General features: G+C 54.8%; 25 protein-coding genes. 10 read left to right on the forward strand and 15 right to left on the reverse strand.

Going from position 1 to position 25,871, the window contains the following annotated elements:
- Positions 1-60 precede the first annotated feature (60 nt).
- Positions 61-1,020 (forward strand): cation diffusion facilitator family transporter, encoded by a 960-nt coding sequence (locus M3223_RS10485; RefSeq protein WP_251561418.1) that lies wholly within the window; start codon positions 61-63, stop codon positions 1,018-1,020.
- 79 nt (positions 1,021-1,099) lie between these two features.
- Here the strand turns inward: M3223_RS10485 and M3223_RS10490 are convergent, their stop codons facing one another.
- Complete coding sequence (locus M3223_RS10490) at positions 1,100-1,435, reverse strand: winged helix-turn-helix transcriptional regulator (RefSeq protein ID WP_251561251.1); 336 nt, start codon at positions 1,433-1,435, stop codon at positions 1,100-1,102.
- A gap of 158 nt (positions 1,436-1,593) precedes the next feature.
- Here M3223_RS10490 and M3223_RS10495 point away from each other — a divergent pair, with 158 nt between their 5' ends.
- Entirely contained in the window at positions 1,594-2,544 is a 951-nt protein-coding gene (locus tag M3223_RS10495) for an aldo/keto reductase family protein (protein WP_251561419.1), read from the forward strand.
- A gap of 61 nt (positions 2,545-2,605) precedes the next feature.
- Positions 2,606-3,769, forward strand: coding sequence for an iron-containing alcohol dehydrogenase (locus M3223_RS10500; protein ID WP_251561252.1), 1,164 nt, complete (start codon positions 2,606-2,608; stop codon positions 3,767-3,769).
- A 76-nt stretch (positions 3,770-3,845) separates the two neighbouring features.
- Here the strand turns inward: M3223_RS10500 and M3223_RS10505 are convergent, their stop codons facing one another.
- The 3 genes from M3223_RS10505 to M3223_RS10515 form a co-directional block, all read right to left on the reverse strand.
- Positions 3,846-4,667, reverse strand: coding sequence for a tyrosine-protein phosphatase (locus M3223_RS10505; protein ID WP_251561253.1), 822 nt, complete (start codon positions 4,665-4,667; stop codon positions 3,846-3,848).
- A gap of 165 nt (positions 4,668-4,832) precedes the next feature.
- Entirely contained in the window at positions 4,833-5,603 is a 771-nt protein-coding gene (locus M3223_RS10510; RefSeq protein WP_251561254.1) for an HAD family hydrolase, read from the reverse strand.
- A gap of 89 nt (positions 5,604-5,692) precedes the next feature.
- Entirely contained in the window at positions 5,693-7,192 is a 1,500-nt protein-coding gene (locus tag M3223_RS10515) for a phospholipase D family protein (RefSeq protein ID WP_251561255.1), read from the reverse strand.
- Positions 7,193-7,411: 219 nt separating this feature from the next.
- Between M3223_RS10515 and M3223_RS10520 the strand changes: the two genes are divergently transcribed.
- Positions 7,412-8,080, forward strand: coding sequence for an HD domain-containing protein (locus M3223_RS10520; protein WP_251561256.1), 669 nt, complete (start codon positions 7,412-7,414; stop codon positions 8,078-8,080).
- Between the two features lie 65 nt (positions 8,081-8,145).
- Here the strand turns inward: M3223_RS10520 and M3223_RS10525 are convergent, their stop codons facing one another.
- The gene (locus M3223_RS10525; protein ID WP_251561257.1) at positions 8,146-9,330 is read right to left on the reverse strand and encodes a DUF3500 domain-containing protein; all 1,185 of its coding nucleotides are present in this window, start codon (positions 9,328-9,330) and stop codon (positions 8,146-8,148) included.
- Positions 9,331-9,489: 159 nt separating this feature from the next.
- Positions 9,490-10,311 (reverse strand): cupin domain-containing protein, encoded by an 822-nt coding sequence (locus tag M3223_RS10530; protein ID WP_251561258.1) that lies wholly within the window; start codon positions 10,309-10,311, stop codon positions 9,490-9,492.
- A gap of 156 nt (positions 10,312-10,467) precedes the next feature.
- Here M3223_RS10530 and M3223_RS10535 point away from each other — a divergent pair, with 156 nt between their 5' ends.
- Positions 10,468-10,620 carry a DUF1540 domain-containing protein gene (locus M3223_RS10535; RefSeq protein WP_251561259.1) on the forward strand — a complete coding sequence of 51 codons (153 nt, stop codon included), beginning with the start codon at positions 10,468-10,470 and terminating at the stop codon, positions 10,618-10,620.
- Positions 10,621-10,738: 118 nt separating this feature from the next.
- Here M3223_RS10535 and M3223_RS10540 read toward each other — a convergent pair whose 3' ends face one another.
- The 3 genes from M3223_RS10540 to M3223_RS10550 form a co-directional block, all read right to left on the reverse strand.
- On the reverse strand, positions 10,739-11,209 hold the full coding sequence (locus M3223_RS10540; RefSeq protein ID WP_251561260.1) for a VOC family protein: 471 nt from the start codon (positions 11,207-11,209) through the stop codon (positions 10,739-10,741).
- A 35-nt stretch (positions 11,210-11,244) separates the two neighbouring features.
- Complete coding sequence (locus M3223_RS10545; RefSeq protein WP_251561261.1) at positions 11,245-12,504, reverse strand: MFS transporter; 1,260 nt, start codon at positions 12,502-12,504, stop codon at positions 11,245-11,247.
- Positions 12,505-12,662: 158 nt separating this feature from the next.
- Positions 12,663-13,556, reverse strand: coding sequence for an alpha/beta fold hydrolase (locus tag M3223_RS10550; protein ID WP_251561262.1), 894 nt, complete (start codon positions 13,554-13,556; stop codon positions 12,663-12,665).
- A 163-nt stretch (positions 13,557-13,719) separates the two neighbouring features.
- Here M3223_RS10550 and M3223_RS10555 point away from each other — a divergent pair, with 163 nt between their 5' ends.
- Together M3223_RS10555 and M3223_RS10560 are read left to right on the forward strand one after the other, a co-directional pair.
- Entirely contained in the window at positions 13,720-14,427 is a 708-nt protein-coding gene (locus M3223_RS10555; protein WP_251561263.1) for a MerR family DNA-binding transcriptional regulator, read from the forward strand.
- Between the two features lie 68 nt (positions 14,428-14,495).
- A complete protein-coding gene (locus M3223_RS10560; protein WP_251561264.1) occupies positions 14,496-15,017 on the forward strand; it encodes a Crp/Fnr family transcriptional regulator in 522 nt (173 codons plus the stop codon).
- Here M3223_RS10560 and hmpA read toward each other — a convergent pair.
- From hmpA to M3223_RS10580, 4 genes are all read right to left on the reverse strand, one after another.
- Positions 14,977-16,242: an NO-inducible flavohemoprotein gene (hmpA, locus tag M3223_RS10565; RefSeq protein ID WP_251561265.1), complete on the reverse strand. Its 1,266-nt coding sequence runs from the start codon at positions 16,240-16,242 to the stop codon at positions 14,977-14,979. The genes M3223_RS10560 and hmpA overlap by 41 nt on opposite strands.
- Positions 16,243-16,510: 268 nt before the next feature.
- Entirely contained in the window at positions 16,511-18,100 is a 1,590-nt protein-coding gene (locus tag M3223_RS10570) for a DEAD/DEAH box helicase (protein ID WP_251561266.1), read from the reverse strand.
- Between the two features lie 212 nt (positions 18,101-18,312).
- Positions 18,313-19,281, reverse strand: a complete 969-nt coding sequence (locus M3223_RS10575; RefSeq protein ID WP_251561267.1) for an iron-hydroxamate ABC transporter substrate-binding protein — start codon at positions 19,279-19,281, stop codon at positions 18,313-18,315.
- Positions 19,282-19,413: 132 nt separating this feature from the next.
- Entirely contained in the window at positions 19,414-20,661 is a 1,248-nt protein-coding gene (locus M3223_RS10580; RefSeq protein WP_251561268.1) for a hypothetical protein, read from the reverse strand.
- Positions 20,662-20,816: 155 nt separating this feature from the next.
- On the opposite strand from M3223_RS10580, the gene M3223_RS10585 reads away from it, so the two are divergent.
- Together M3223_RS10585 and M3223_RS10590 are read left to right on the forward strand one after the other, a co-directional pair.
- Positions 20,817-21,785, forward strand: a complete 969-nt coding sequence (locus M3223_RS10585; RefSeq protein WP_285891216.1) for a diacylglycerol/lipid kinase family protein — start codon at positions 20,817-20,819, stop codon at positions 21,783-21,785.
- 110 nt (positions 21,786-21,895) lie between these two features.
- The gene (locus tag M3223_RS10590) at positions 21,896-22,813 is read left to right on the forward strand and encodes an aldo/keto reductase (RefSeq protein WP_251561269.1); all 918 of its coding nucleotides are present in this window, start codon (positions 21,896-21,898) and stop codon (positions 22,811-22,813) included.
- Positions 22,814-22,912: 99 nt separating this feature from the next.
- Here M3223_RS10590 and M3223_RS10595 read toward each other — a convergent pair whose 3' ends face one another.
- Positions 22,913-23,458, reverse strand: a complete 546-nt coding sequence (locus M3223_RS10595) for a hypothetical protein (RefSeq protein ID WP_251561270.1) — start codon at positions 23,456-23,458, stop codon at positions 22,913-22,915.
- Positions 23,459-23,552: 94 nt separating this feature from the next.
- Between M3223_RS10595 and M3223_RS10600 the strand changes: the two genes are divergently transcribed.
- Complete coding sequence (locus tag M3223_RS10600; protein WP_251561421.1) at positions 23,553-24,467, forward strand: phosphatidate cytidylyltransferase; 915 nt, start codon at positions 23,553-23,555, stop codon at positions 24,465-24,467.
- A 94-nt stretch (positions 24,468-24,561) separates the two neighbouring features.
- Here M3223_RS10600 and M3223_RS10605 read toward each other — a convergent pair whose 3' ends face one another.
- Positions 24,562-25,749 carry a family 43 glycosylhydrolase gene (locus M3223_RS10605; RefSeq protein ID WP_251561422.1) on the reverse strand — a complete coding sequence of 396 codons (1,188 nt, stop codon included), beginning with the start codon at positions 25,747-25,749 and terminating at the stop codon, positions 24,562-24,564.
- Positions 25,750-25,871 lie beyond the last annotated feature (122 nt).

Below are 25,871 nucleotides of genomic sequence, written 5' to 3' on the forward strand. Positions count from 1 at the left end.
CCAATCGGCTCAAGCCGCGCTCTCCCGCAGCGGCGTATGCCGGGAAAGGTCGGGGCCAACATGTATGACTATCATCATCTTCAGCATGTCAAAAAGCAATCCCGATCCAAAAAAACGCTCTGGATCACGCTGCTGCTTACGCTCTTTTTCACCATCGTCGAAATCGTCGGAGGTTTGCTTTCCAACTCGCTCGCGCTGCTCTCCGATTCCGCCCATATGATCTCCGACGTCATCGCGCTCGGCCTAAGCATGACCGCCATTTATATGGCTTCCCGCGAGCCTGACTCTCGTTATACATTCGGTTATTTGCGCTTTGAAATCATCGCTTCATTCCTCAACGGGCTGGCGCTGGCCGCCATATCGGTCGGCATCCTGCTTGAAGGCATCCGCCGCTTCCTGCATCCCGAACCGATCGATTTTGGCCTGATGCTGCTGATCGCCTCCATCGGGCTGGTCGTCAACATCGTTCTTACGCTCGTGCTCAGCCGCAGCATGAAGGAAGAGGATAATCTCAACATCCGCAGCGCCCTCTGGCATTTTATCGGCGATCTCATCAGCTCTATTGGCGTTATCATCTCCGCGCTGCTTATTCTGATGACCGGCCTCGTCTGGTTTGACCCGCTGATCAGCCTTGTTATCGCCGGCATTATTTTCACCGGGGGCGCACGCATTACGCGGGAAGCCTATCTCGTGCTGATGGAATCCGTGCCAAGCGGCTTCGACCTTGAAGAAATCCGGCGCTCCATCCGCAAGGTGGAAGGTGTGGAGGATGTGCACGAGATGCATCTATGGGCGGTATCGACCGGCCATTATTCTTTGACCGCCCATGTGTTTGCCGACGAACGCATCCAGCCTCACTGCATCATTCTTGCCATTAACGACACGCTGCAAAAAAACTTTGGCATCTCCCATTCCACCGTGCAGATCGAGCATGCCCGATTCCATTCCCACGGCGAGTACGGCAGCGCCTTTCTGCGCCGCAAGCGTACTGGACTAAGGTCGCCCGGACGACGGGCGTAAACCGTTCTGCAGCGTTAAACCTGCCGGAATCCGCCGAGCTGCGCTCGCACCGGAATCCGGCTATTTACCGTGCCGCCCGCTACGTCCATTTGGCCGCCCACAGCTTCATTTCCCTAATAATTTGATGCAGATCCTCGCCCTTTGGCGTCAGCGTGTATTCCACCGTAACCGGCACAGTGGGAAAAACTTTGCGCTCCAGCACGCCTTTTTCCTCCATATGGCGGAGCGTGCTCGTCAGCGCCCGCGGGCTGACAGCCGGTATGAGCCGCTGCAGCTCGCCGAAACGGCGCGTTCCGTCGAACAGCTCGCGCAGGACGAGAAAGGCCCATTTACCGCCAATGACATCCAATGTTTTTTCAATATTGCAGTCGATGCAAACCGGATTTTTAGGGACGTAATTGTTAGCTGCCAACACAAACTCTCCTTTTCTAAAGCTAGTAACCTAAAGTATAGTAGATAAACTTCGTATAATAAAGTGAGATTTATTTCACTACTTCCACACAGATAGAAACATGCGTACAATAGGGGACGGTTCGGACATTCCAAATCCATCTGGAGGGATACTCAATGAACATGAACTATCGCAGACTTGGAAACAGCGGAGTGAAGGTAAGCGACATCAGCCTGGGAAGCTGGCTGACTTACGGCGGTTATGTAGAACGCGAGAACGCCGTGAAGGCGATCCATACAGCCTATGATTTGGGCGTTAACTTTTTTGATACAGCCAATGTATACGAGCAAGGTGCAGCGGAAACTCTTCTTGGGGAAACCATTAAAGCTTTTCCGCGCCATTCCTACGTGCTGGCAACCAAGGCGTTCTGGCCGATGGGCGACCTGCCGAACGACCGGGGCTTGTCCCGCAAACATCTGACCGATCAGTTTCACGCCAGCCTGAAGCGGCTTGACGTTGATTACGTGGACATTATGTACTGCCACCGCCACGATCCGGAGACGCCGCTGTACGAAACGCTGCGCACGCTGGACGATTTTGTCCGTGCAGGCAAGGTGCTTTATGTCGGCGTCAGTGAATGGACGGCATCGCAAATTGCGGAGGCCCATGCCATTGCCGACCGTTATTTGCTGGACCGAATCGTAGTCAACCAGCCGCAGTACAATATGTTCAACCGCTACATCGAGCCAGAAATCATTCCTTACAGCGAGCGCAGCGGCGTTGGACAAGTTGTCTTTTCACCATTGGCGCAAGGTCTGCTGACCGGAAAATATACGTCTGTGGATAACATCCCGGAAGGCAGCCGCGCCTCCAAAATCGATTGGTTCAAAGCTGGCATTACCGAGGACAAGATCGCAAAAGTGCGTGAGCTGTCCACCGTCGCATCCGAGCTGGATCTCACCGTTGGCCAACTGGCGCTTGCATGGATTTTGCGCCAGCCAAATGTCGCCAGCGCGCTTGTCGGCGCAAGCCGTCCGGAGCAAATCATCGAGAACGCCAAAGCTTCCGGCGTCAAGCTGTCGCAGGAAGTCATCGACCGCATCGAAACGATTCTGACCGGTTCACAGGGGTAAAAAGAATAGAGTAAGGTTAGGGTCAGGCTGCATGAAAGCAGCCGGACTGAAAGGAGATTTTATGAGACCATTCGTATTTTATAACCCCACAAAACTTTATTTTGGCGCGGGACAGCTGCAGCAGCTGAAGGCCGAAGCGGACAAGCTCGGCAAAAAGGTGCTGCTTGTGTACGGAGGCGGCAGCATTAAACGCAGCGGCCTGTACGACGAAACGCTGAGCCTGCTCGCCGAGGCCGGCTGCACCGTCACCGAGCTGGCCGGCGTTGAGCCGAACCCGCGCCTGTCCACCGTTAATCGCGGCGCGCAGCTGTGCCGCGACAACGGCATCGACTGGGTGCTCGCGGCCGGCGGCGGGAGCACGCTTGACTGCGCCAAGGCGATTGCGGTTGCCGCGCGTTTTGAGGGCGACTTCTGGGATATCGTTACCCAAAAGGCAGCCGCTACAGATGCTCTGCCCATTGGCACCGTATTGACGCTGGCCGCTACCGGCAGCGAAATGAACGCGGGCTCGGTTATCACAAACGAAGATACGCTTGATAAACGCGGCTGGGGCTGCCCGTATTCCTTCCCGCGTTTCTCTATTCTTGATCCAAAGTACACGGCGACCGCTCCGAAGGATCATACCGTTTACGGCATGGTGGACATGATGGCTCACGTATTCGAACAATACTTCCATCACGACGCGCTCACTCCGGTGCAGGACGGCTTCTGTGAATCGGTTATGCGCGCCGTTATCGACACGGCGCCTAAGCTTGTGGAAGACCTCGGCAATCTGGAGCATCGCGGCACCATCTTGTACGCTGGCACAATGGCGCTGAACGGCGTGCTCGGTATGGGTACGCTTGGCGACTGGGCCAACCACGATATGGAGCATGCCATCTCCGCCGTTTATGATATTCCGCATGGCGGAGGCCTGGCGATTCTGTTCCCGAACTGGATGACCTACGTGCTGGATGACAATGTCGGCCGGTTCAAGCAGTTCGCCGTCCAGGTGTTCGGCGTCAACCCCGAAGGCCGCAGCGACCGCGAGGCTGCCGAGGAAGGCATCCGCCGCCTGCGCGAGTTCTGGAACTCGATCGGCGCTCCGTCGAAGCTGTCCGACTACAACATCGACGACAGCCGTCTGGAGGAAATGGCCGAAAAAGCCGTTATCCGCCAAACGATCGGCAACTTCCGCAAGCTGACCCGGGAAGATGTGCTGAACATCTACCGCATGTCTCTTTAATTAACACAGCGAATAATGAACAAGGGTCCGCCCGGAAAGCCACTCAAATGGCTTTCCGGGCGGACCCTCTTTGCTGCTATTCCAAGTACCAGAGCCTCAGCTGCTCCCGATCCTGACGGCTGACGCCGAGCCCCTGCTCCACGTACGCCTCCGTTGAGCCGTAAACCCGGCGCATTTCGTCCAGCGCCCCTACAATATACTCCGGGCGCACTCCAAGGACGCCGCGCACGAAGCCGAGCACCCGCTCATCGGTAAGCACGGCGCTCACCTGGCCGAGAATCCGTTCCGAGGCTTCAAGCCGATATTCCGCTGTCAACATATAATCGGCAATAATCGTCTCTTCATCGGCCCCTAGCGCAAGCAAAATAACCGCAGCCGCAAATCCGGTCCGGTCCTTGCCGGCGGTGCAGTGCCAGAACGCCGGGCGGCCCTCGGCCTCAATGAGCGTCCGCATCAATTGCGTATAAACGCTGCGCGTGCTCTCATCGGTCACAAACTGCCGGTAAACGGCAGGCAGAGGGTCCACGACATTTTCGCCAGCCCCAAGCGCTTGAATCAGACGCGGAATATCTTTTGGACCAAAATTAGCTCCGGCAACCGGCAGCTGCAGGTAGGCTACGCCGAGGACTGCCGGCGTCGGCACTTCCCGCCCCTTGTCCTCGGTACGGAAGTCGCATATAAAAGCCAGTCCGAGCGACTCCAGCAGCTGCAGCTCTTCCGCGTTCAGATCCGCGAGTTCGCCCGAGCGGAACAGCTTGTCCGCCTTTACCGTCCGCCCGTCCGCAGCAGGCAGTCCGCCCAGCTGCCGCAGGTTCAGCCGCTGCCTCATCCGATCATGCAGCGCGGAACTAACAGAGGCCATCGTCTCCTGAAGCGACGGGTCCAGAGGTTGATTCATCGTTCATCTCCTCCTATAAGGTAAAAAGTTCGATCATCTAACCAACTTCAGATTATCACAGTTTTACTGCGCTTGAGTATGAAAATTTTGGTAAATATATGAACAACCTGTTTATCCCTTCCATACAAAAACATGAGGCAGCCCAAGGGCTGCCTCATGTTTTTGTTAGGCTTTTAATTCAATCTGTGCGCAGGAAGGCACAATCGTGTCCGCATCCGGCAGCTCGCGGGTTGACGCGCCTTCGGCAAGCCCTACGGCTGCCGCAGCACCAGCGGAGCGCGCCATTCGCATATCACCGTTGGTATCGCCGATGACAGCAGCGCGGGACGGATCAATGCCTAAGCGGCTGCAAGCCAGCTCCACCATGTCCGGGAACGGCTTGCCGTGATCCACCTGATCGGTGCCGATAATCTCGGCAAAGTAGCCGTCCAGGCCAAGCCAGCTCAAGTGCTGAACCGCATATGTCGTTTCGTCCGCCGTCACAACGGCAGCCGGGATGCCGATTTCCCTGCAGGCGGCAAGCAGCTCCGGCACGCCGGGCAGCGCCATTGCGGGGCGCTCTTCATGCATCCGCTCCTCCGTATACCGCAAACACTCCTGCGCCGCGACGCGAGACTCGCTCCAGCTTAGCCCGCGGCGGTAGCCGGTGGCTGTGAGCAGAGACATCAGCTCAGCCAGCGTACCCGCCGCCAGCGGTCCGCCGCGATCATACGCGGTTGGCGATCCGTCCGGCGCAAATGTAATTCCCCATTCCTTGCCGAGCTCGTCCCGCCCCAGCGGCGTGATTCCTTTTGCTTCCAAAATGCTGGTGAACTTCTCCTGCATATGCCGGGTCCAGACACCCCATGTATAGCTGAACTCTAGCAGAGTTCCGTCTTTATCGAACAAAAGCGCGTCCACATCAAAGCTTTTTCCCCCTGCTACCAGCAACGCCATGTAATCAGCCCTATCCCTCTATTTTCCATAAATATGACAATATTCTGCCCATAATATTATCACAAGTTATCCTTTTCGTCCCCACAATTCTAAAAGGTAGTTAGACCGAACCAATCCTGCAGCTGATACAAAATTCGTTTAAGCGGCTCTGTTTTTTCCTCATACGCAGTGTAATCCAGCGTATACTGAGCTCCGTCGTTGCTCCACAGCCGTTCAAAGTACGACTCCGCCTCCAGCTCGGTCCTGCTGCCCGCAGGAGCTTCAATACGAAGATTCGTCTCCAGGTTAAGATCGTCCAGATTACGGACGGTAAAATTAGCCGAGCCGTTATGTATGACCGCTCCATTCCCGCCAGCGATCAGCATAATCTTGGCATGGTACTGCTCCTCGCCCGTATTGTACCAGCGAACGCTGATTTTACCCTCGGATTTTTTCAGCAGCTCCGCCGCTACAGGCCGATTGGGCACCCCGATTTTAGAGTTGCCGAACGCCGCCTCGTTGGGGTCCAAAATAAGCCGGACTCTCGCCCCTCGGCCTGAGGCGGCAAGCAGCTCGCGCATGACCGCCCGATCGGCAAGATAAAACATGCCCAGCCAAATCCGGTCGCCTGCCCCCGCAGCGCCCAAATCGCGCAAAATAAATTCGCGGATTTTCCCCTCCGTGAGCACTTGAACGCCAACCTGCGCTTCGGCAGCATCAGCTCCCGCACCGCTTTCCCCGCCCTCCTCCAATGGAGCAGGCCAATGCACGGGCAGCTTGATCGTCGAGCCTTGACCTGACATCGCCAGCGCAGCCTGCTCCGTGCGCAGCGCATCCCGAATAAGTCCCGGCGAACCGCTGACCGCATATCCGCTGTTGGAGTTATGGAAGCTTGCGTCATGGGCATTGGCGCTAGTTACAACAAGCGTCGTTTCCGTAATCAGCACCTTTCGGTGATTGGCCTTTGCGTTGAGCAGCTTGAGATAGGAGCGAACCGTCATGTCAGGCGCTTCGGACGCCATTTTATTCGGCAGCCAGCCCCGGCCCTCCTGGCCAAACCAGCGGGCGGTCAAGCGCCACGCAGCGGTGTACAGCGGATTGGAATCCCGCAGCGGATCAACATCCGTAATGGAGACGGGGATTCCCGCTTGTTTTAACAGCTCCAGCTCCGGGTTGGGATGCGAGCCGTACGACGTATTCACGTCGTCGGTAATAACGGTAACAGCCAGATCGGGGCGCTCTTTTTTTCGGGTGATCAATGCCTCGGTCAAGCTCCGGCTTAACGCCGGGAAGCTCTGTTCCTTATCGTAAAAACCGTTATACAGAAACATGTCCAGCACGATAAAACGCTCCGCTTCCCGAATGGCCTGCAGCATACGCGCAAACAGCCGCTGGTCGCTGACACGGCCCGCCGCGTCCGGATAGGTCAGATCGTTCAGCAGCTCCAGACCGGATTCCGGGATATGATGAATGGAGCCCGCATAGGAAACCCCTTTTGGAAGAGGTTTGTGCGTATTGTAAATCAATACGGAGCCATACAGAAGCAGAATCGCAATCAGAACGAGAATGCGCCTTGACGCCAGGTTGCGGATAAGTTTAAATCGGCTCATGAGGGCAGCCTCTTTCTTCGGAGAGTTAGGTTCTTCTCCATGAGTACCGCGTAACGGCGGCTTTTGAAACAAAGGATTGAGATAGAAACAACATTGTGCTCTACTTCATGGAGGACGCAATCTGCTGCCGGCTGTTAAAATAAAAAGATAAACAAGTCCATATAAACTGCTCAAACATGCGGACATCACTGAGCTCTCAACCAGAAAGGCTGTGCATTTATGAAGGAGATTCATGAGCAACCGATTCAAAAAGCTGTTCTGCAAGCCGCCGAAGCGTATGCCAAAGCCGAGCTGGGGGCGGATACAAGCGGGCATGACTGGTGGCATGTGCACCGAGTCGCCGCCATGTCCGAGCGGCTGGCGCGAGAGGAAGAAGCCGACGCACCGCTATGCGTGCTGGCTGCACTGCTTCACGATGTCGCCGATGAAAAGCTGAATGAGTCTAAGGAAGCCGGCATGCTCAAGGTATCCGCCTGGCTGGACGGCCAGCCTGTAAGCCGGGAGCAGCGCTCCCATGTGCTGGAGATCATCGCAACCATGTCCTATAACGGCGGAAGCAATTCCCCTATGGCAACTCTGGAAGGAAAAGTCGTGCAGGATGCCGACCGGCTGGACGCCATAGGCGCCATATCCATTGCGCGGGCTTTTGTCTATTCCGGCCATACCGGACGCCCGATGCACGATCCCGCGCTGCCGCCGCGAGAGCAAATGACCCCGGACGAGTATCGGAAGCGGGGCGGCACCGCAATCAATCACTTTTATGAAAAGCTGCTTAAGCTGAAGGATCGGATCAACACCCCCTCCGCCAAGCGGATCGCAGAGCAGCGCCACGCTTATATGGAGCAGTATTTGGAGCAGTTCTACATGGAGTGGGATGGCACGCGTTAAGCTTTGTTCAAAAAAATCAGGACCTCTCCAGCCTGCTGCCGGGAAGGTCCTGATTTCTTCATGGATTAAAAAAAACAGCCCCCGTAATCCGCTTTGCGGTCCCGCCAGATGGAATGAACATGGCCTTGGCCAGGAATGGACTCCGGCTTCAGCGTGATCGTCTCCAGCCAAAGGCGCGGTCCGTCGATGCGCACATAGGAGCCCGGCACGTTCTCATCGGTCGACCCGGACCAGGCGATATAAGTGCGTTTAAGCGCCTCCGGATCAAAATACGCCGCCAGCAGCGCTTCCGCTTCCGCAGGCTCTGCCGTGCGAACCCATGCCGATACGGCTGCCCTTACCCGCTGCTTCTGCTGTTCGCCAAGATGGGAATACGGAATTCCCTCCGCTTCCGGAAAATGTCCGTCCTTGCCCGGCCCAAGCAGCACGTCGGCGTAGCTGTCCGCCAGCTTTGCCGCAGCCAATTCATCCGGCGGCAAGGAACGCAGCATGGTGTACATCGCATCCAGCCTCGGCTCCATCACAGCCCATTCGCGTCCTCCCGCCACAAACTTGCGGGGATCAATGCCAAGAAACATCGGCGTCGCTCCGATTTCTCTCGTCTGAAACGTGTGGTTGAACGCCAGATGATGGCCGCTCAGCTGCAGCATCCAAGGCTCGCGGCTGCTAGGATCTCCGAGAAATTCAATATAGTACAGCTTTGAGCTCCATCGCGGACTGTTCCCAACCAAGGTTGACTCGGCATCGTCCGCGAGCATAATGCCGCGCATCGCATTATAGCCTTCCGGGCCAAAAGCTTCGCGCGTTAGCGCTTTGAATGCCTCCAGCCCGCCTTCACTCAGCTCGCCGAGCGGCAAGCCGTTGCGGGGGACCTCGTCCACCGGGCGATTGCTCCAGCTCACCGCGTTTTTGGCGGTAAACGGAAAACGCAGCCGCTCCCGCTGATCCGGCGTCAGCTCCGCTTCAAATGCAAGCGCCAGGCAGACGACGCGAGGCGCTTCTTCCTCCGCTGCAGCCGGTTTGTCCGGGCATCTGGCCTCGGCGGAAAGAGCGATTGGACGGAGCAGCGCTTGGCTCACCAGATTGGCTGCTTTTGCGGAATCCTTTCCTGCTTCCGAACGCATAGGCTTGATTTGGCCCGGCTGCTCCAGTACGTTTATGCCCGCTTCGGCGCCTGCTGCTGATGCGGCCCCGGACAGGGCTAATGCCGATACGACGGCAAGCAGCACCCGCCTTTTTCCAGCTTTCACGTTAAAACCTCCTTGATCGGTAACACAACTGCGTTAGCTTTCCCGCTCGTGCGGCTCCTATCCGTCCATGACTGGCGATATGCAGGAAATAATGGAAAAAAGCCAGCTGGTTGGCTGGCTTTAACGTGTATGCTTTTTCTCCCTCTGAAGCTCACTACACTATTGACCGCTATAGGAGTAAACCGGATAAGAGGCTGAAGGTCCCCAACGGTTAGCTGCCGTACCGCCGCAGCCGGGGCAAGACGGACTCGTATAAGCCGCGCTTGCCGGAGCAAATCCACTGTAAGCATAGGCAGGGCTCCAAGCCCCTGTACCAGCAGTCGGCTGCTGGTACATGTACCCTTGCTGCATACCGCCGCCGCCCCAATTGGCTGGCGCCTGCGCCGGTTGAGGAATAGCGCTGTATCCGGCAGCGTAAACCGGTGCTGCTTGGTAGACAGGCGCGGCCGTTTCACAGCCGGGAGGCGGACCAAATATGACCGACTGCTGAATCGGGGCAACCGCTTTGGCGTACGCGTCCCCATCCGCACAATAGGCCAGCTCCATGATTTCTTTCGGCGTAAACCGTAAAAAGTCGGAGCCGAGCACGATATCCGGCGTTGGGACATCAAACACGGTCAAAAAATGAGTATGGTCGCATGTAGAGACGATCCAGTGAAACCAGCCCTCGGGAAACATCGACACTTCTCCGGGGCCGATCCGGTAGGTCATCAGCTTTTGAGAAAAGGGATTAAATACGGTCGTCACTACTTCTCCGCTCAGTACAATAACAAGCTCCGTTGCATTGGTATGCCAATGCGGTTGTACAATGACGTCCTTGCTCATGCGCACATTAAAAAATCCGGTTTTAACCGGCGGCAGCTGCTCTCCGAACAGCTGAGTAATGTAATTTTGCGGATCGCGCTCATATGTGACGGTTTTGTTTGAATCCGCACTCAGCATTAAGGAAGGAGATTGCAGCAGCTTTGCGTATTTTTCCATGCTTTTCGACGGCCTCCACTCTGGGTTCAAGTCTAGGTTAGCCTATGCACCCATTGCAGAATCGGCTCCAAACCGGACAAATAGATTCGAAGCGGCCGATTTGAGGTATAAAAAGATATCGCATTCGACCATGCTAAAGCCAAGGAGGTGAGACTCATGGCAAAAGACGTTCTTTGCGAGGTTAATTCGTGCAAACATTGGGCTGCCGGCAATAAATGCAATGCATCTTCCATTTATGTGGTGAGCCGCAGCAACAAAGCAAGCAATTCCGAAGAAACCGACTGCAAAACATTCGAACCTAAAGTGTGATTTACCGGGAGGCGGCCGTGCCAGCGGCTGCCTTTCTGCTTATATATTAACCAATAATGATTATTATTATCAGTAAACGCAAAAAAAATATGGAGCGGTTGTTAGAACCGCCCCATTATTATATACCGTCAAATGCCCGTTGCAGCTCATGAATGTCCAGCTTGCGCATTGTCAGCAGTGCTGCAACCGCCCGGCCCGCCTTAATCCTATCCTCGGCATCCAATAAACGCTCCAGACCAGGCGGGATGATCTGCCAGGAAAGACCGAAGCGGTCCGTCAGCCAGCCGCAGCGGCTCTCCTCGCCGCCTTCCGTTAAGCGGGCCCAAAGCTCGTCGACCTGCTCCTGGCTATCGCAGGACACTGATATAGAGGCAGCCGGAGTCAGCTGATAATGCGGCCCGCCGTTAAGCGCCTGATAGGTCTGTCCGCCAAGCTCGAACTGAATGAGCTTGACCGTGCCTGCAGGAGCGGGGCCGCCTTCGCCATAACGGCTCACATGCAGAACTTTTGCTCCCGGAATGAGTGTCCTATAAAAATCTACCGCTTCCTCGGCTTGAGTGTCGAACCAAAAACAGGTTTGCACGTTCATTGTACTCCCCCTTGAATTTGAGTTGAGATCAACGATTAAGCCTGACCCGGCTCCGCCGCCCCGGACGTCACGTTGTCTTGCGGCTTGCCAGCCTCAAGCAGCCCCCGGTTGCGCGAGAATAACAGCCCGATGATAAAGATCAAAATTCCGCTTCCGAGCATTAGCCATTCGATGTCGATCCGGTCCGCCAGCGGACCGAACAGCAGCATGCCAAGCGGCATCATGGAGCTGGAGATCATGCCCATAATGCCGAATACTCTGCCGTGGAACGCCGGATCGACCTTCTGCTGGAGCAGTACGGTCGCTGGCGTATTGAATAATGGCATCGACACGCCGACGATTCCCATCAATGCGGCGTAGACCCAGAAATTAGGAACGATACCCATGAGGGCCGTAACGACTCCGCTTAACGCAAAGCCGAGCCCCATCGTATGCACCTTGTTCGGAAAACCCTGCCAGGAGGCGATGAGAATGCCGCCAATCATCATGCCTACGGAAAAGGTGAGCTCAATTGCCGTCAGCCTCCACACATCGGGCCCGAAGCTTCTCGTTACCTGAAGCGGACTGAGGAACGCCGCTGGCGCGATGAAAATCATGAACAGCGCCATATAAATAAACAGCGGCTTTAAAAAAGTGTGGGCGCGAATGTACCGGATGCCGTCCTTCAGGTTGTCTAAGTACCCGGTTTCCTGCGTCTGCGCCGAGCTTGCATGCGCCTCAACCTTGAGGAACAGCAGCAGCGTCAGAACCGCGGCGGCAGCGGTCACAACGTCAATAAAAAAGATGGCATGCAGCGGAGCGTAAGTAATCAAAGCCGCACTGGCGACAGGAGCCGCAAACATAATAAGCGCCTGGATCGTACCGTTAACGCCGTTCACCCGCGTCAGCTGATCCTCCGGCACAATCTGCGGAATAAACGCTCCGACCGCAGGCGTCTGCACGCCAGTCCCGAGAGCGCGAATCGCCGACATAAGAAACAGCATCCACAGCTCTTGGTAGCCCGCCATAAACAGCAGCGCCATAATTAGCGTCGTTACCGCGATCAAGCTGTCAGAAAGAATAATAAGAAGCTTGCGGTTGTAGCGGTCGGCCCATACCCCGGCAAAGGGCGATAGAAAAAAGGTCGGCACAAAGCCGCAAAGAATCGAAATCGTCATCATTACGCCCGACTGCGTGCTCAGCGTAATATGCCACATGATGGCATATTGCACCAAGGCCGAGCCGAATAATGAGAGCGTCTGGCCGCTTAGAAAAAGCGTAATATTACGCTTCCAAGCCAGCTTCGTACCATTCATAACGTTGATTTCCCCCTAATCGCTGCAAATCGGTCTAATTCGCCTTTAGTATAGCATAGCCCGATTCGCCTGGTTTCTTACGAATGACTCTGCTTCAGAAGAATTACGGCCGTCCCAAAAGAAGATAGGCAGCGCAGGATCATTCGGCACCCGACTCCCTAACGCCCTCCGTCATCAAGCGCCAGCATGTTCATCCACGCCGTCAGCAGCGGCAGCACGGCTGGAGGCTGCATCGCGTTTGTATGATCCATGCCGTTGCCGGACAAAATCTCCACCTTCCATCCCAGCTCCTCCAGCCGCCGTTTATGCTTGCTCAACCTCCCGATGATATCTACCGTCACTCCGCCAAAGCTTTCTCCGTACTCGATCGTATCCCGCTCGCCAGCAAAAACAAACCTCGGCAGTGGAAGCAGCTTATGCTGTATGCTGCGGTCGTCAAACTCGGCCAGGCTGCGGTACATCGTTGCAAACTGAAACGCAACCGCCGGATCCATCGTCACCGAAACGGAGCTCCAGTCGGTTTCCTCCGGCCCCTCCGGCCAATATTCCTCAGCTTGAGAACTTGACCCCTCTGCTTGAGCTTTGGATTGCAAATAAGTATGCTCCGTTACGGCGAGCATTTCTTTATAAGGGCCGCCGTAAGGCGGAAAACCTCCCATGACGAGACTTTCCAAACGGTCCGTTCGGATCGCCAGCTGCAGCCCGGCAAGCGCGAGCCAGGAATAACCGTAATAGCTGAAGCTTTTTACATGCATCGCATCGGCAATGGTCAGGAAGTCGTCGGCCAGGATGTCCGGGGTAAGCCCTTCCGGCTTCGGATGATGGAATATATGCCCTTCATAGTCAAAAGAAAGTACGCCAGCTTCACATTCCAAGCCTTCTACCAAACGCAGGCCTGCCTCAGGATCGACGCCCCACTGCTTCAAGACTTCGGCTTCTTCGCCGTATACCGGAGCTTTTACACCCGGAAGCAGGATGACCTTTCCGCCTGATGCACCCGTTAAGCTGACCTCAATTTCCGATCCGTCGCCAAGCAGAACCCGTTTTTGCATCCCTATCACTCCTCTTTTACTTCGTACGATAAGCGTACAACATTCATGCAATCTTTCGGATTGTTGCTCCACATCGCTTGAAAGTTAAGTCTTTACACGTTTTAATATTGTTGATGCAGTTGAAGGTTTGAATTTAATCTTTTGAAAAGCGGAGGAGGCGGAGATGCAAGAGACTGGATTTACCCCAAAGAGGCTAGCCGAGCAGCTTGGCGTCAGCACAACGACCTTACGAAGATATGAAGAGCTGGGATTAATCCCGGATGTGCCTCGGACGGACAGCCGGCGAAGACTCTATACCGGGCCTCACTTTCTCGCCTTCACCGCTATTCGCAAGCTGTTAAAGGGGTACGGCGTTCCGGTTGTGTATGAAGCAATGCAGCTTCAAAAGGCGGGACGGACCGTGGAGGCGCTCTGGCTGTTTAACCGGGAGCAATTCAACATGCAAGAGGAAAAACGGCGTGTCGAAGAGATGCTGATGATGATTCGAAAGTCCGACTTTTCTCTTTTCGGGAATGTTACAATCAAGGACAGCATGACGATCGGGGAGGTTGCGGAGCTGGCCGGCGTCAACCCGTCCGCTATCCGGTTTTGGGAGCAGGAGGGCTTGTTCCAGTCAAAACGCAACGAGGATAACGGCTATCGCCTGTACACACAGGCGGAGCTTAGAAGCATTATCGTCATCAGCAGCCTGCGCAAGACGGTTTATTTTATCGATCATATGAAGCAGCTCCTGCATGATTTGGACAACCGCAGCTTTGCCAAGGTGGAACGTTCATTCCGGCTCGCTTTGCAAAAGCTGGACGAGCAGCTGATGCTGCAGTGCCAAGGCATTGCCGCCTTTATGGCCTATACGGCTGCCGGGGAACCTTAAAAAAACCGGTTGCCCATGGGCAACCGGCAAAACCAATTCTAGCAGAGGAACGAAAGGAGCCGACAGTCATGCGTTTGCATCGCGGCGAAGTGCTGTTCCGCCAAGGAGAGCAGGGCCAGCTGTTTGAGCTGCATAGCGGAATGCTGAAAATCGTCCGCTCCCATCCTGACGGCAGCCAGATTCTGGTCAACCTCATCGTGCCGGGGGAAATAATCCCCCATCATTCCTTGCTCAGCCCGCATCCGTATTACGGAACGGCGATTGCTCTGGTGCCGAGCGAGCTGAACCCGATCGCCGCGCCGGACTGGTACCGCGATCTGGAGGATAATGCCCAGAAGTGCCGGTCAATCGCCCTGCTGCTGCAGGACAAGCTGCGCATGATGCAGCAGAGAATGGACCAGCTCACCGACCTTGATCCTTTAAACCGGATCAAAAAGCTGGAAGCCTGGCTCTCTATGCACCTCGGCGTGCATCAAATGGGAGAGCTGCTCACTCAGGAAGAAATCGGGCAGCTGATCGGACTGCGCCGTGAAACAGTCAATCGGCTGCTTAAGAAACGGGAGCTGCCGCTTGCTCCGGCAGACCTGTAATATCCGTCGCTGGACCGAAAAACTCATAATGCAAATCCTCTACCGGCACCCCGCATGCCAAGAGTCCGTTGTAAACCTCCCGCATGAACGGCACAGAGCCGCAGAAGTAATAGGAAGCCCCCTCAGCAGGGACAAACTCTTTCAGCCACTCCGCATTAATGAAGCCCGGTTTGATTTGGCTTTGCAACACGGAGTTCACCGCGTCCAATCCAGCTTCGGGCTCCATGTAGCTCCAGCGCACGGAAAGGTCGAGACAGCTTCCCAGCAGCTCCTGCACTCTCGCATACTGGGCCTGATCGGCGCTGCAGCGGTTAGCGTGAATAAAGGTCACTTTACGCCCCTGATTCCGGACTGCGAGCGTCTCCAGCATGCTGAGCATCGGGGTCACGCCAATGCCATTGCTGAGCAGCACTACCGGGCGTTTATCCTCTACATTTAACGTAAAGTCCCCGGCTGGCGCCGATAGCTTCAGCACATCTCCCTCCTCTACGCTGCTGTGCAGGTAGGAAGAAATGGTGCCGGCAGGTTTAACCTGCGGAATAGCGTCTTCCCGCTTCACGCTGATCCGGTAATAGGGCTTGCCCGGAGCGTCTGACAGGCTGTATTGGCGGATGTGGGTATTTTCATGGCCGGGAATCGCCATTTTAGCGCTGATATATTGCCCCGGCAAAAAAGCCGGCAGCTCGCCGCCGTCAAGCGGCACGAGATAAAAGGAGAAAACCTGCTCCGACTCTTTGACCTTGCGCTGCACCTTGAACTCGCGGTAACCGGCCCAGCCGCCCTTCGCTTCCTCCGCTTGGCGGTACAGATCCTTTTCCACCTCGATAAAAACGTTTGCTATAACGCCATACGCGTCGCCCCAAGCCTGTAAAATCGGCTCCGTGGCAGCATCGCCGAGCACCTCCGAGATCGCAGCCAACAGATTCTCGCCTACAACGGCATATTGATCTGCCGTTACGCCGAGACTGCGGTGTTTGTGCGCAATTTGGCGGACAACAGGCAAAATGGCTTCCAGCTTATCGATATGCAATGCAGCGGCATAAACGGTGTTGGCAAGCGCCTCCTGCTGGCGGCCCTGCTTCTGATTCGCATGGTTGAACAGGTTAAGCAGTTCGGGATGAGCGGTGAACAGACGCTCGTAAAAGCGGCGGGTTATTGCCGTTCCATGAACTTTCAACACCGGAACGGTGGATTTAATAATGGCGATCGTATCGGGATTTAGCATGAGGATGCCTCGCTTTCCTGATTCGGATAATGGTTGTTTGGGATGACTTCAGTGTATCTTGCGCACAGCAAAAAACCGTGTGATTGAAATCACACGGTTTTTGAGAACTATGTGAAGCAGCGGCTTGAAAGATGCGGTTCGTGCGAACAGGTGCGCTTTGAAACGAATTAAGGGCGTCATACGTCCTTACATGGCCTGATCGGCGCAAACGGACCGAAAAAATTCCGGATTATCCGACGGTTCATGCCAACATTCCAACCCGGGGCCGTTAGCGGGGAAAGCTGCCTTGCGGTCTGCTGCCGCGCTCGGCTCCGCCGCGCGGGCCTTTGCGGCTGCCGCCCGTGCCGCCGCCCTGCTGGCGCTGCGGCGCAGCAGTCTGCGCACCCTGGCTTGCAGCGCCGCGCGAGGAGCCGCTCCGGCCAGCGCCTGCCGCTCCGCGTTTTGCCTCGGAACGGCCGCCGGATGCCCCAGCTTTTCCGCCGCCAGCTCCATCGCCCCATCCCGTCTGCCGGTTTCCGCTGCCATTCCGGCTCGCGCCGTCGCTCCATCCGCGGCCGGAGCCGCCGCTCCGCCCGCCAAACTCACCGCTTGCGGCCGGCTTCGCGCCTTGGCGCCCGCCAGGCGCGGACTTGCGCGCCGCGCCCGAGGCAGACCCGCCGCTTTGCGAAGCCGGCGCTTCAGCCGGTTCTCCCGTCATCGGGTACGGATGCTCCCGAACGACAGGCACTTTCTTTTTCGTTACCTTTTCAATGTCCTTCAGGTACGGAATCTCCTCCGTCTCACAGAACGAAATCGCTGTTCCGCTTTTCCCAGCCCGCCCTGTGCGGCCGATCCGGTGCACATACGTTTCCGGAATGTTCGGCAGGTTGAACTGGATGACATGCGACAGCTCCTCAATATCGATGCCGCGCGCCGCAATGTCCGTCGCAACCAGCACGCGGGTAGCGCCGCTTTTGAAGTTGTTCAGCGCCAGCTGACGGGCGTTCTGCGATTTGTTGCCGTGAATGGCCTGCGCCGTAATTTTGGCCTTGCCCAGCACGCGCACAACGCGGTCCGCGCCATGTTTGGTACGCGTGAACACAAGAACCGAATCAATCGAGGCATCCTGCAACAGATGAATGAGCAGCTGCGGCTTATTGCCTTTATCCACAAAATAAACCGATTGGTCAATCCGGTCCACCGTGGACGACACCGGCGTAATTTCAACCTTGACCGGATCGCGCAGCAGCGACTCGACAAGACGGTTAATTTCCGGCGGCATTGTGGCGGAGAAAAACAGCGTCTGTTTCCGCTCCGGCATGCGGGCCATAATTTTTTTGACATCGTTGATGAAGCCCATGTCGAGCATGCGGTCGGCCTCGTCCAGCACCAGAATCTCCACATGCTGCAAATCGACATGTTTCTGGTTGATCAGATCGATCAGCCTTCCCGGCGTGGCGATGAGAATATCGGTACCGCGCGCGAGCTGCACCTCCTGCCCGCGCTGTGAAACGCCGCCGACAATGGAGATGCAGCGAATATCGGTGAACTGGCTGTAAGCGCGAATGTTGTCTTCAATCTGAATGGCCAGCTCACGGGTCGGGGTCAAAATGAGCGAGCGGATGCGGCGTTTGCCCGCAGGTTTAGCCGCCGCTGCGGCTGCTTTTCCGGCTCCAGCTGCCGGTTGGCTAAGCCGTTGGATAATCGGAATGGAAAATGCCGCCGTTTTGCCGGTTCCCGTCTGGGCGCAGCCTAACACGTCGCGGCCTTCCAGCGCAGCCGGAATTGCTTGGGCCTGAATCGGCGTTGGCGTTGTATACTGCTCTTTCTCGAGAGCTTTTAATATGGCAGGCATCAAATTTAACTCAGAAAATTTCATTGGGTCTCCTATCGCGTCGAATGATCTATTTTCACGGTACAAACGTCGGTTGCGCCTTCTGGCAATTCCGCGAATATTCCTTCCTATCATAACGCAAGGCCGACTTTAAATATACTGTGCCTCTCAAGCCGCAGCGTTATGAAAAAAGAACGCCCTTCCGGCTGTTAACATGCAGCCATCAGGACGCTCTTCGTATTTCGGCTTTACGCCGCTTACTTCATTGCCAAGAATCCATCCGTAAACACTTTCAGCAGATGGTCCAACGTGATTGGATCGCTGTAGCTGGAAGCTTCGGTGTCGATCGTAATGATACGCTCATTTTTGACGGCAGGGATGTTTTTCCAAGTCTCCGTTTCAAAAATAGGGTTCACTACGCCTTTCGTCTGGCTCAGAACGACGTAGTCGCCTGCATAATCAGCAACCGCCTCGTTGGAGAGGGTATAATAACCGGGTCCAAGCGCATCTTTGGTCACTTTTTCAGGCATTTTTAAGCCCATTGCCTGGTAAAGCACCTCGGTGCCGCGCGCCCAGTTGTTCCCGAACACGTAGAAGCTCTTCGCGTCGTACTCAAGTACGGATACGGTTGCATCTTCGCCGATTTTGGCTTTGATCTGAGTGCCTGCTTCTTCCGCGCGTTTCTGGAAATCATCGACCCATGCTTGGGCTTCCGCCTCTTTGTTAAGCAGCTTGCCGATGGCAACCTGCTGCGCGAGGTAGTCCAGCTTGCCCCACGTAAAGGCTACCGTAGGCGCAATTTCGCCCAGCTTTTTCAGGTTTTTCATCTCCGTGCCAGCGATAATGAGATCCGGCTCAAGCTCGATGATTTTTTCCAAGTCATCCTCGGACACTTGCTCCACGCCGCTCAGCTTCTCGGTGAACAGCGGATTTTTAGCTGTCCATTGGTCAACGCCGACAATCGTTGCGTTCATGGAAAGCACGTTCGGAGCGTTCGTCAGCGCTACGATGCGCTGCGGGTTCGCAGGCACTTCTACCGGACCGGACTCCGACTCGTACGTAATCGTGCCGGACGCAGCCGGCGATGCAGAAGGCGAGGCGCTTGGAGCCGTGCTCGCCGCAGGTTCGTTGGAAGTGTTGCTGGCATTGTTCGCGGTGCTGCCGCCGCCACATGCGCTAAGGATAAGCGTCAACGTGAGCGCCAGCGGTGTAAGCCATTTTTTCATCTTTCTGATCCCCCAATAGATGTGATAATGATTATCAGTTTCAGCTTGTTTAACTATAACTTGAGGGTGGGGAGGTGTCAATATAAAAGCAAAAGTCCGGCCAACCGGAGGGCCGGGGCCGGAACAATTGTTTTAAAACTCATTTTCTGGCCAGAATGAGCGGTACGAAATGACTGCAATCATACTCACCTTAGCGCTGCTTTTATCCATGTTAATCATAAGTTCATAAGTTTGAGCAGGATTATCGGCTTCTATGAAATTTGGTAAGCGGGATAATCGGTCTCTTTTAATTTCAAAGAAATACTGCACCATTCCATCTATAGAGTAGCCGCCGCTCCCGTATTTCATTAGTACGTCCTGAAGCGTCGAATTCAACGCAATGCCCTTCGTAGTCGTCGCATTTTGGGGAGCATCGGATGGCGAAACGCCAATCACCCAATCCGTCATTTGGCCTCTATGATCGTAACCAATTTTCAAGCCGTCCGCGTAAGAAAATAGTCCAAATAAATCTTTCCTATTATGAAGCGGTTTGCCAATGCGTTTTTCGATTTCGGAACGGGACGAGCCTATCGGCAAACGGTTTCCGTCACTTATTACCAATGATAGATCATTTCTAGAGATTGGCTCATATTTAAAATCAGGTAATGGCTCTCCTTCAGCCGGAATTGGGGGGATCTGTGAGGTATCGCTCAATTCTTTCGGCATGTCAACCATAATGCTTCGTCCATTCAGCAATAATTGGCGAATCCAATGCAGCGTTTCTGCACGGGTCAGCTTTTCTTCACCATTAAATTCGATAAGCGTCCGGCCCAGCCTATTACCTGTAAGACCGTGGGACAACAAGTATTGGACTGCGGCGTCCTTCTTGAAATTTACACCTTGGGCGCCTGCCACAAACTCCGCAGCTTGAAAACGAGTAATCGGATAATTTCTTGCCGCTAGATGGGACACTCCCTTTACAGGATGAGAGTATGCCCGGGCCAGGTTATAAACCATGTCGCCTTCAAGCATCGTCCCTACATTCACCGACCGATAGAAAAAAACTAGAAACTCCGATTCTGTAATTGACTCGTCCGGCCTGTAATCAGCACCCGTCAGGTTTGTAACGATTCCAACAGCTATAGCCCACTGAAACAGCTCCTCCGACCAATGCCCCCTCAGCTCTGGAGGCGGAGAATCGAATCCGAGCTTGCTCCATTTATGAATAATTGAGCTTGAAATTTCCCGTCCCGGCGTTTGAATCCTTTTCAACTGATTACCGCTTTCCGCCTGTATCGCGCTTCCTTTCGCCCCTGCCTCCGCAGGAGCCCCAGCCCCCGCCAGCAAGCTTGCCGCCAAAATAATCGACCATTTTGCTTTCATAAAACGCTCCCTTGTCATGCCTATCCGCTCCTGCATTCCCAACCTTTATCGGAATTAATTTCCATATTATTAATCCTTTCTCATCCCGTTTAACGGAGACGCTCTTCGTGGTAAGCGAAAGGTATACGCCCATATAGTGCTCTCGGGCTAATCCGAACGGAGAGTGATTCACGTTGGAGATCCTTAGCAATGACGTTCAGCCTTATGTTGGAACGCCGCTTGTTCCCGTGAAGGGAGCGGACCCCGCTCCGCAAAAAGCTTTTATCATCCTTAATCCTTCCTCCGGGAAGGAAAAAGCGCTCGACTATGCGCGGACGGCCGAGCTAGCGCTGCTGGACAAAGGGTACGCGGTAGAAATTCATGAGACGGAGGGCGAGCTGGATGCCGCCCGGTTCAGCGAGTCCGCCTGCAAGCAGGGCTGCGAGCTGATTGTCTGCATGGGCGGCGACGGCACGCTGAACGAAACGATCAACGGGCTGATGCGCCATAACCGCCGGCCAAAGCTTGGAGTTGTGCCGCTGGGCACCGTGAACGATTTTGCCCGCGCGCTGGGCATACCGCTGGAGCCGGAAGCCGCAATCGCGGCGCTTGCTTCCGAGCATACGCGGGCCGTCGATATCGGATTGCTGAACGACCGTTTATTTTCCAACGTTGTTGCCGTCGGCTCCATGGCGGAAGCGCTGGCCGGGGTGACGCCGGAGGAGAAATCGCGTCTTGGAACGCTGGCTTACATCAAAGAAGGACTCAAAGAGCTTGTGAACGGACAGTCCTCGCCCTTGCGCATTAAGTTCGACAGCGGAGAATGGGAAGGCGAATGTCCGCTCTTCGTCGCGGCGCTGACCAATTCGGTTGGCGGCTTTGAAAAGCTCGCTCCAGAAGCCGAGGTGGATGACGGCCTCATTCACGGGTTTATTTTCAAGGATCTAGGCGTGCTTGGCACGCTGACCGCAGGTTGGTCGCTCTGGTTCGGCAGCTTGAAGGAGCATAAGGATGTCGTCTACTTCACAACCCGGAACCTGCTCATTGAATCTTCCGAAACGGTTCGTACGAACATCGACGGCGAGCCAGGTCCCGATCTTCCGGCTTCACTCCGCATTTTGCCCGGACAGGTTCGGGTCGTCGTGCCAGAGGCAGCACAATAAAGCCGTGCGGCTTTATTCCCTTCCCCTTCCTTGAACCTCTCCTGTTTGTATGCCACAATAAACAGCAGAGTGTTTACGGCAAACCGATACCCCCGTGAAGGAGAGTGTATATGAGAACATTTAAGCTGGGCAGCAGCTCGCTGGAAGTGCCCGCCGTTGCGGTTGGATGCATGCGCATCGACTCGCTGGACAAATCCGAAGCGCAACGTTTTGTGCGGACGGCTATGGAGCTGGGAGCTAACTTTTTTGATCATGCGGATATTTACGGCGGCGGCAAATGCGAGGAAATTTTTGCGGATGCGGTCGGCATGAATTCCAGCATTCGCGAAAAGATGATTCTGCAATCCAAATGCGGCATTCGTCCTGGCCTTTTCGACTTCTCCAAGGAGCATATTCTGAATTCCGTGGACGGAATTCTAAAGCGGCTGCGGACCGATTATCTGGATGTGCTGCTGCTGCACCGCCCGGATACGCTCGTAGAGCCGGAAGAAGTAGCGGAGGCGTTCGACCTGCTGGAGCGCTCCGGCAAGGTGCGCCACTTTGGCGTGTCCAACCAGAACCCGATGCAGATTCAGCTGCTCCGCAAAGCGGTGAAACAGCCGCTCGTCGCCAATCAGCTGCAGCTTAGCATTACGAACAGCACGACCATTTCCCAAGGCTTCAACGTCAATATGCAAAATGAAGCCGCCGTTAACCGCGACGGCAGCGTGCTCGACTTCTGCAGGCTAAATGACATCACAATCCAGCCGTGGTCGCCGTTCCAGTACGGCTTTTTTGAAGGCGTATTCCTGGGGAACGAGAAGTTCCCTGAGCTTAACGCCGAGCTCGACAAGCTGGCCGGAAAATACGACGTAAGCTCCACGACCATTGCGATGGCCTGGCTGCTCCGGCATCCGGCGAACATGCAGCCCGTCACCGGCACAACGAACGTGCAGCGGCTTCATGATTGCGTCAAAGCGGCAGACATCCGTCTGACCCGCGAAGAATGGTACGGCGTCTTCACCGCAGCAGGCAATATTTTGCCTTAATGGCGTCGCGACAAAAAAGCGGACGATTGAATCGTCCGCTTTTTGCATGCCTATCCGTATGAGATTAACCCGGCTTACTTAACATGCCTTTTCCCTTTGCTAGATAGGCTTCGGCGAATAGTCCTTGAGCTTGCCTGCATAGACAATTTTCAGCCGCTCGTGCCGGCGGAAATCCTCCGGGGTGACAAGCGCAGGCGGTTTGTCCCACAAACGGACGCCCGAATAATGGAGCACGGCGGCAACAAATTGAGAGCAGAAATAAGAATTCGAGAACTCCACCGGCTCTTTCAGCGCAACGCCGATTAGTCCGAGCAAGTTGTACATATACTTTTCTTTCCGGCGAATAAAAAACTTGAGGACACGCCTCATCTTCTGGACTTCCCGTTCGGTGACTTGCAGCTCATAGATCACGCATACCGTCTCCGGGTACCTGCTGAACGTGCCGCTGTTCAGATCCTCCCGAACAAAACCTCCGCTCAGCGGGTTTCGGGGGTTTTTGCGGCCAAAGCTGTACAGCTCGGTCAGCTCCCGGTCGAAGGCAATTGAGGCGTGATTGTACGGCGCCCGCGTATACTGCTGGATCAGCTGCGTAAACAGCGTGCCGGTATCGGTCAAAACAATATAAACGGACGGCTCCGCTGTCATGCCCTATCCATCCTCCACTCCTATTGGACAACTTTTCCCATCATACCATATCATTGAAATGAAACGTCCGATCCCGAACAAGTTGGTGATGCTGGTGCAAAATTCAATCGTGGCGCTGGAGCTTGTATTTGCGGCTCTGCTCGCCGTTCATCTGATCTATTTTATTCTCAGCCGGCTGCAGCCGGATAAAAACTATTCGACCATGGCTACGCGTATCCATACATGGTGGGGCATGTTTGTTATTTTATGCTGCGCAACGCTTTTCAGTCCGCTCGTGTCGCTGCTCTCGCTTGTTGTGCTGACCTTTTTTGCGCTGCGTGAATACTTCGCCATGATCAAGACGCGCAAGGCCGACCGAAGGCTTCATCTGTGGGCATATTTATCCATTCCCATTCAATATTACTGGATATATACCGACTGGTACGGCATGTTTATCGTTTTTCTCCCGATCTATGTATTTCTATTTCTGCCCCTGCCGCGCCTGCTAAGCAAAGGAACTTCGGGATTTGTCCGCAACGTCAGCTCGGTCCAGTGGGGGCTGATGCTAATGGTGTTCGGGCTCAGCCATTTGGCTTACTTCCCCTTTAATTCGCCGGAATTCGGCCCGGGGCTTGTCCTTTACCTGGTCGTGCTCACTCAGCTCAATGACGCCGTCCACTACCTGGCATCGCTTTACGTGGGCAAACGCAGGGTCGTCCCGACAGCCAATCCCTATCTGACCTGGGAAGGCTTCGCCATCGCATTTGTGTTCACGGCCTTAACCTCCAGCGTAATCTGCAGCTACTTAACCCCGTTTAGTCCGCGGCTCGGGCTGCTGTCCGGCATGATTATTAGCGTCTGCGGGTTTTTCGGCGGGCTTACCGTCTCCGCGCTGAAGCGCGATCTGCTGACGAGGGATGACGGGAGGCCGGTTGCCGCAGGCAGAAGTTATTTGAGCCAGATCGACAGTCTCACGTACACGTCCCCGATCTTTTTCCATCTAATCCGTTTTGTATCCGACCTGATGTAATGCATCCGCATACGGAAAGGGACCGCCCCGGGGACGGTCCCTTTCTCTTTTAGCTTCATATGCCCGAGCGTTGGTGACGGAGCGATTGAGTCAATTAAGCAGTCGGGCTCCATGTTCCAGCAGCTATGTCGATGTACCAATTAGCATAACCGTTAATAACAGGCTGGCCTTGGCTGTTAAAAGTCAGAGGATAAAAAGGGTTGCGGCCAGCTTGAGTGCTGGCAGGACCCGTTCCAGCCTTGTTCTTCATATTATTCCAACGGTCGCCAATGTACATATACACTGTGCCTGATGTTCCTTGAATTGGCAGAATTTGATCAATCTGCGTATCGAAGGAATTTGAACTGCTAGGGCTGGTTGCTGCGACCTGAGCCGCACTCCAAGTCCCTGTTATGCTATTCGCCGTGTAATAGTGAGATGGACTGGACTCATATCCGTTGGTCTGGGAAGCCATCATGTAATACTTGGAGCCCACTTTGAACAGTGTCGTCGCTTCTTTATAAGGCCCAACCGATGACAATACGGTCGAGGATGCAATGTTGATTTCATACTTATTGCTTGCATTCAGCTTTGTTTCCAGCTTGCTGATCTGAATGCCGGAATTGTAGTCAGGCGTTCCATCCGATTTCACTTTTAAATCAATCGTGTAGGAAAGGTACGTGCTGCCGTCAGTATCGGTGAAAATCGAACCGAGATCGCCCATTGCGTAACCGTTCGGCTTAATGATGTTCTTTTGGTACGTAAACGTACCGGTTGGGGTATCGCTGTACCAGATTGAAATCGTATTGCGGTTACCGCCGCCGTAGCCCCATTCCATGTACATGACATACTTGTCGATCACGCTGTTAAACTGCACAACCGGTCTGCCAAACCATTGATTTCGATCAAATGCGGGAACCGTAGTGCCCGGGTTCGCTGCACGGTAAGTATCGATGGATTGAAAGTTGACCACTTCCCGGTGCGCCGTCCACGTCACGAGATCGGTCGATGTGTAGGCGCTAACTTTCTTTTTCCAGTTTGGATTATCGGATCCGTCCGGCAGCTTTGAAGGTTGGGATATGTCCAAGCCATACCAATAGAACGTATTCCCTTCCTTCATCATCCAGCCGCCTTGTGCCCAAACCGGTTGACCGTCCGTCGCAGTCTTTTCCACATTGTTCACAATTTGCGAGGAAGCAGCATGAGCTGGCTGAGCAAACAGGAACGTCGAAAGGATCAACAGTGTGGACAGGAGTGCTGCCACTGTCTTTTTAGGAAATGGCAAAACTTGCGTCTGTGTCATCAATGATCACTTCTCCTTTGTAGTAAAATCTTCAGATGGCTGCCCGTTAAAAGCATCAACACGACCTTTCTTTTCAATCTGCTCCGCCTCGCCAACTGGTGAAGCGTTTTCATTTTAATCCA

This window comes from Paenibacillus pasadenensis (assembly GCF_023715725.1).
GTDB lineage: Bacteria > Bacillota > Bacilli > Paenibacillales > Paenibacillaceae > Paenibacillus_O > Paenibacillus_O pasadenensis_A.

Bases quoted from the DNA above. Each gene is read 5' to 3' on its own strand.
- hmpA (WP_251561265.1), bottom strand. From the start codon at position 16,242: ATGCTAAATCCCGATACGATCGCCATTATTAAATCCACCGTTCCGGTG.
- M3223_RS10560 (WP_251561264.1), top strand. From the start codon at position 14,496: ATGCGTTTGCATCGCGGCGAAGTGCTGTTCCGCCAAGGAGAGCAGGGC.
- M3223_RS10595 (WP_251561270.1), bottom strand. From the start codon at position 23,458: ATGACAGCGGAGCCGTCCGTTTATATTGTTTTGACCGATACCGGCACG.
- M3223_RS10500 (WP_251561252.1), top strand. From the start codon at position 2,606: ATGAGACCATTCGTATTTTATAACCCCACAAAACTTTATTTTGGCGCG.
- M3223_RS10550 (WP_251561262.1), bottom strand. From the start codon at position 13,556: ATGCAAAAACGGGTTCTGCTTGGCGACGGATCGGAAATTGAGGTCAGC.
- M3223_RS10590 (WP_251561269.1), top strand. From the start codon at position 21,896: ATGAGAACATTTAAGCTGGGCAGCAGCTCGCTGGAAGTGCCCGCCGTT.
- M3223_RS10575 (WP_251561267.1), bottom strand. From the start codon at position 19,281: ATGAAAAAATGGCTTACACCGCTGGCGCTCACGTTGACGCTTATCCTT.
- M3223_RS10540 (WP_251561260.1), bottom strand. From the start codon at position 11,209: ATGAACGTGCAAACCTGTTTTTGGTTCGACACTCAAGCCGAGGAAGCG.
- M3223_RS10530 (WP_251561258.1), bottom strand. From the start codon at position 10,311: ATGGAAAAATACGCAAAGCTGCTGCAATCTCCTTCCTTAATGCTGAGT.
- M3223_RS10520 (WP_251561256.1), top strand. From the start codon at position 7,412: ATGAAGGAGATTCATGAGCAACCGATTCAAAAAGCTGTTCTGCAAGCC.
- M3223_RS10510 (WP_251561254.1), bottom strand. From the start codon at position 5,603: ATGGCGTTGCTGGTAGCAGGGGGAAAAAGCTTTGATGTGGACGCGCTT.
- M3223_RS10485 (WP_251561418.1), top strand. From the start codon at position 61: ATGTATGACTATCATCATCTTCAGCATGTCAAAAAGCAATCCCGATCC.
- M3223_RS10535 (WP_251561259.1), top strand. From the start codon at position 10,468: ATGGCAAAAGACGTTCTTTGCGAGGTTAATTCGTGCAAACATTGGGCT.
- M3223_RS10555 (WP_251561263.1), top strand. From the start codon at position 13,720: ATGCAAGAGACTGGATTTACCCCAAAGAGGCTAGCCGAGCAGCTTGGC.
- M3223_RS10505 (WP_251561253.1), bottom strand. From the start codon at position 4,667: ATGAATCAACCTCTGGACCCGTCGCTTCAGGAGACGATGGCCTCTGTT.
- M3223_RS10580 (WP_251561268.1), bottom strand. From the start codon at position 20,661: ATGACAAGGGAGCGTTTTATGAAAGCAAAATGGTCGATTATTTTGGCG.
- M3223_RS10515 (WP_251561255.1), bottom strand. From the start codon at position 7,192: ATGAGCCGATTTAAACTTATCCGCAACCTGGCGTCAAGGCGCATTCTC.
- M3223_RS10545 (WP_251561261.1), bottom strand. From the start codon at position 12,504: ATGAATGGTACGAAGCTGGCTTGGAAGCGTAATATTACGCTTTTTCTA.
- M3223_RS10570 (WP_251561266.1), bottom strand. From the start codon at position 18,100: ATGAAATTTTCTGAGTTAAATTTGATGCCTGCCATATTAAAAGCTCTC.
- M3223_RS10495 (WP_251561419.1), top strand. From the start codon at position 1,594: ATGAACTATCGCAGACTTGGAAACAGCGGAGTGAAGGTAAGCGACATC.
- M3223_RS10605 (WP_251561422.1), bottom strand. From the start codon at position 25,749: ATGACACAGACGCAAGTTTTGCCATTTCCTAAAAAGACAGTGGCAGCA.